Source organism: Pseudarthrobacter sp. TAF60_1, assembly GCF_052113505.1.
Taxonomy (GTDB): Bacteria; Actinomycetota; Actinomycetes; order Actinomycetales; family Micrococcaceae; genus Arthrobacter.
In genome coordinates, this window is the sequence record NZ_JBFRDI010000035.1 from 1 (window position 1) to 4,480 (window position 4,480).

The 4,480-nt window shown below is 66.0% G+C and carries 4 protein-coding genes and 2 pseudogenes; all 6 read left to right on the forward strand.

The features are described from left to right. A pseudogene (locus AB4Y73_RS20290) lies at positions 1-210 on the forward strand (amino acid permease); the annotation flags it as partial. Between the two features lie 180 nt (positions 211-390). Further along, positions 391-1,338 carry an L-lactate dehydrogenase gene (locus AB4Y73_RS20295; protein ID WP_441874473.1) on the forward strand — a complete coding sequence of 316 codons (948 nt, stop codon included), beginning with the start codon at positions 391-393 and terminating at the stop codon, positions 1,336-1,338. Between the two features lie 132 nt (positions 1,339-1,470). Beyond that, positions 1,471-1,719: an SCO4226 family nickel-binding protein gene (locus AB4Y73_RS20300; RefSeq protein ID WP_441874475.1), complete on the forward strand. Its 249-nt coding sequence runs from the start codon at positions 1,471-1,473 to the stop codon at positions 1,717-1,719. Positions 1,720-1,831: 112 nt separating this feature from the next. After that, the gene (locus tag AB4Y73_RS20305) at positions 1,832-2,320 is read left to right on the forward strand and encodes a universal stress protein (RefSeq protein WP_441874477.1); all 489 of its coding nucleotides are present in this window, start codon (positions 1,832-1,834) and stop codon (positions 2,318-2,320) included. Positions 2,321-2,461: 141 nt separating this feature from the next. Then, positions 2,462-3,778, forward strand: a complete 1,317-nt coding sequence (locus tag AB4Y73_RS20310) for an ATP-binding protein (RefSeq protein ID WP_441874479.1) — start codon at positions 2,462-2,464, stop codon at positions 3,776-3,778. Positions 3,779-3,923: 145 nt separating this feature from the next. Continuing rightward, positions 3,924-4,480, forward strand: a pseudogene (locus AB4Y73_RS20315) (HNH endonuclease signature motif containing protein); the annotation flags it as partial.

The window sequence follows — 4,480 nt, forward strand, 5'->3', positions numbered from 1 at the left end:
CTCTCCCTGCTCTTCCTGGCAGGCGTCCTGATCATGGTCTTCATCGAATCCCCCCTCACCATGCTCGTCACCGCCATCGCCTCGGTGCTGATGGTCTTCGGCTGGTACGCCTGCCGGACCCGCATCCGCGAAATCGCCCAAACCCGCGAAGGCTTCACCGGCACCGCCCCCGTCATCGCCAACCCACCCGCAGAGACCTTCAAGAGGTAGGCACAGTAACGCCCGACGGCGGCACCTGGGTTCCGTAGTCACAGAACCTGGGTGCCGCCCTTGGTGTGCGGCCCCTGGTGTGCCGCCACTCACGAATCGATAGCATGAGGCAATTGCGGACAACCATCAGCGCGGTTCCCGGAGCTCCCGCAGCTCCGGGAACCGGGGAAGAGGTAGCTCATGCCAGGATCCAAACTTGCCATTGTGGGAGCCGGAAGCGTGGGCACCTCACTGGCCTATGCGGCCCTGATCCGGGGCTCCGCCGGCAACGTCGCACTGTTTGACGTCAACGCCCTTAAAGCGGAGGCGGAGGTCCTGGACCTCGCGCACGGCACCCAGTTCGCCGCGGTGGCGGCAACAGTCACGGGAGGCGGCGACATCGCCGTGACTGAAGGCGCCGACGTCGTAGTTATCACTGCGGGCGCGAAGCAGGCCCCTGGCCAGACGCGGCTGGACCTTGCCGGGACGAACGTCCGCATTCTCGAACAGCTCATGCCGCAGCTGCTTCAGCACGCCCCGGACGCCGTCTATGTCCTGGTCACCAACCCCTGCGATGTCCTGACGGTAGCGGCCCAGAAGATTTCCGGTCTGCCATCGGAACGCGTCTTTTCCTCCGGCACCGTGCTGGATACGTCGCGGCTGCGGTGGCTGCTGGCCCGGCGCGCCGGTGTCGCCGTGGCCAGTGTCCACGCCAGCATGGTGGGCGAGCACGGCGATACCGAGTTTCCGGTGTGGTCGGGCGCCACGATCGGGCCGGTCCCCATCCGCGACTGGGAAGAAGACGGCCAGCGGGTCTTCACCCCCGACTACCTCGACGAGACCGCCCGTGAAGTGACACAGGCGGCGTACAAGGTCATCGCCGGCAAGGGGGCAACCAACTATGCCATCGGCTTGTCCGGGGCGCGGATCGTGGAGGCCCTCCTCCGGGACGAGAACGCTGTGCTTCCTGTTTCCACCGTGCTCGATGGCCCCTACGGAATCACCGGGGTGGCATTGTCCCTCCCCAGCGTCGTGGGCCGCGGCGGGGTGCACCGTATCCTTTCCACGCCGATGGATGACGGCGAACTCGCCGCCCTTCAGCACTCCGCCGACACGCTGCGGAGCACCCTGGCCACGCTGGGGATCTAGCCGCCGAAACGGCCAGCAAACTCCCTTTTGCACATGCCTCCGTCCGCCTCTTGACGGGCCTGATGCCCGGGTCTAGCGTCAGGCTCATCCTGCTGTTTCAACGGCGAAACCTAGTTAAGGAGCATTGGCACCATGCCGGAATTCATGGATGTTCATCGGAACATGGTTGGAATCACTCAGGAAGCCCTTATGGAAGCGCACAACGCCGATCTCGCGATCCAAAGTGACGAGAAGGTTGACTTCAAATCTGCTTGGGCCGATCCGGAGTCGGGCTTGGTTTACTGCTTGTCGGAGGCCCCGTCGGCGGATGCTGTACGGCGTATCCATGAGCGTGCCGGGCACCCCGCGGATGAGGTCCATCCGGTTCCCGTCAAGGTCTGACCCAGCGAGACTACGACGGCGGCAATCCGGTTCCGTTCGCTCGAAACCGGATTGCCGCCGTCGTTCGCTGCCATTTTTAGAGAAGTATCTAGGCTCTTGAAGGAGTGCCTCGATGGACAATACAGAAGCAAAGATTGTTGTGGGTGTGGACGGCTCGGATTCCTCAGTGCAGGCGCTGCGTCTCGCGGCACGGCTGGCACCCGCCCTCGACGCCCGGATTCACGCGGTGGCTTGCTGGAACTTCCCCCAGATCTACGCCGGATATGTTCCGCCCGACTCTGACGCCTTCGAGGCGGCCGCAGCGAAGACACTGGCCGAGGCGCTCGGCAAGGCGTTCGGCCCGGATGCGCCTGCGAACCTCAGCCAGGAGCTGGTCCGTGGTCCCGCGCCGGCCAAACTCGTCGAGGCCGGAGCGGACGCGGCCCTGCTGGTGGTCGGCCGCCGCGGGCAGGGAGGAATCATGGGCATGCATCTGGGGTCGGTGAGTTCAGCCTGCGTTTCACATGCTGCCTGCCCGGTCCTGGTGGTGCATTCGGACGGAAGCCACCGGACCCACCATCTGTGGAAGGGTTCCAAGGGCGAGGACGCCGCAAAGCTGTAGCCCGGAACCAGCGGCGTAACGCAACGCTCCCGCAACCCTTCGTCGCGGGCAGATCGCTTATGCTCAGCAGAGCGCCCCACGGCGCTGCACTGTGCACCTTACGACCTGCAGTTCAACGACGAACCACCCGGGAGACACGGCATGACCAACTGGCGGATCAGGGATTTCCACTCAGCGGACCTGGACGGGATCCTGCACCTGTGGGAGACCCTCAAGGCCTCCAACGTGGAGCCCGTTTATGCCCTGTCCGAGGTCCTGGCTTCCTGCGAAAAGGACCATGCCGTGGTGGCGGTGCAGGGTGACATGGTGGTGGGCGCCGCTGTCGGACGCGCCGCCCACGATCAGGGGTGGATTGTTTTCCTGGCCACGCTGCCCGAATACCGCGGCCGGGGCATCGGCACGTCGCTGCTCGCCGCCGTCGAAAACCGCATGGCCCCGCACGGCCTGAACAAGCTTTCTGCGCTGATGCCCGAGGCCGAAACCCGGGTGGAGGCGTTCCTCAGCCGCGGTTTCGCGCTGAAGAAGAACCTGCGGTATTTCGAGCGGACCATTCCCGTTCAGCGGCAGGAGCTCGGTGCGCTGGGCCAGCTGGGCGGCCGGATCCTGGCGCGGGACCTGTGGGAAAACGTGGCCGGCATGCGGAAGGAGAAGGAGCTTCTGGAACGGCGCCTGGTCCTGCCGCTGGCTGAGGCCGATCTCGCGGACGAATACGGTGTGGTGCCGCCGCGCGCCGTGGTGTTGTTTGGTCCTCCGGGGACCGGCAAAACCACCTTTGCGAAGGCGATCGCGTCCCGGCTGGAGTGGCCGTTTGTGGAGGTTTTCCCGTCACGCCTTGCCTCCGATCCCAAGGGGCTTGCCGGCGCGCTGCGCGAGACGTTCCTGGAGATCGCCGAGCTGGAGCACTGCGTGGTGTTTATCGACGAAGTGGAGGAGATCGCCTCCCAGCGGTCGGGCGAACCGCCGTCGCCGCTGCAGGGCGTCACGAACGAGCTGCTGAAAATCATCCCGGCCTTCCGTGAACAGCCCGGCCGCCTGCTTGTCTGCGCCACCAACTTCATCCGGGCGTTGGACACCGCGTTCCTGCGCCACGGCCGGTTCGACTACGTCATCCCCATCGGCCTCCCCGACCGCCAGGCCCGCGAAGCCATGTGGCAGCGCTTCATCCCGGCCGCCGTGGTGGACGACGTCGATGTGGAACTCCTGGTGGAGCGCACCGAAGGGTTCTCGCCCGCGGACATTGAGTATGCCGCCCGCAGCGCCTCCCAGCGTGCACTGGAAAAGGCAGTGTACGACGACGGCGGCGCGGCTTCGGGCGGCAGCGTTTCAGTTCGGGAGGCGGTTAGGAAGGGGCCCTCCACGGAGGATTACCTGAACGCCATCGGCGAGACGCGGACCACGGTCAGCGCAGAGGTCCACCAGGACTTCCTGGAGGACATCGACGCTCTGGGCCGGGTGTAAGCGGGGCGGTTTATTCGAGAGAGTCCAGGCCGGGGCAGGGTCCGCCTGAGCGGTTACTGCGCCCGCCCAGAACTTTCTCGACATTCTTCTTGAGGACGGCCACTCTGCCGGTCTAATTGTCGTACCCCCTCGACATGATGGAGGTATGGAAAGCACAGCGGCGCAGGAGCGGTCAGCAGGGGCGGTGTCGGCGGATGCCGGCCCGGCTGCCGCGGTGTCAGCAACCCCTGGGTCGGCGGATGCGGCGTTTGAGGCCGTAGTGGCTGCCGTTGCCGTGCTGGCCGAACTTCGCCGCCGGCAGCGTGAGGAACCTGCCGGGCCGGATCCGCTGCGCCACGGTGTCGACGGCTCCCTGGACCGCCTCGCCGCGATCTCCCGGCTCGAAGCAAGCACCGCCGCGTTCAAAGTCCTCACCGCCGCGGAATACACGGACGCCACAACGGCGCTGACCCCGCCCGACGCGTCCCCGCAGGAGAACACGGCCCACGAAATGGCCGCCATCACCGAGCTCGCCTGCATCCTGACCGTCAGCGAACCGAACGCCGCAACATTCCTCTCCACCTCCCGCCGGCTCACCACCGCCCTGCCCCTGACCCTGGCCGCCCTCCAGACAGGAACCCTGTCATGGCAGCACGCCCGGACCATGGTCGACGAAACCCTCAACCTCGACCCCGCCGGCGCCCAAGCTCTGGAAGCGCACTT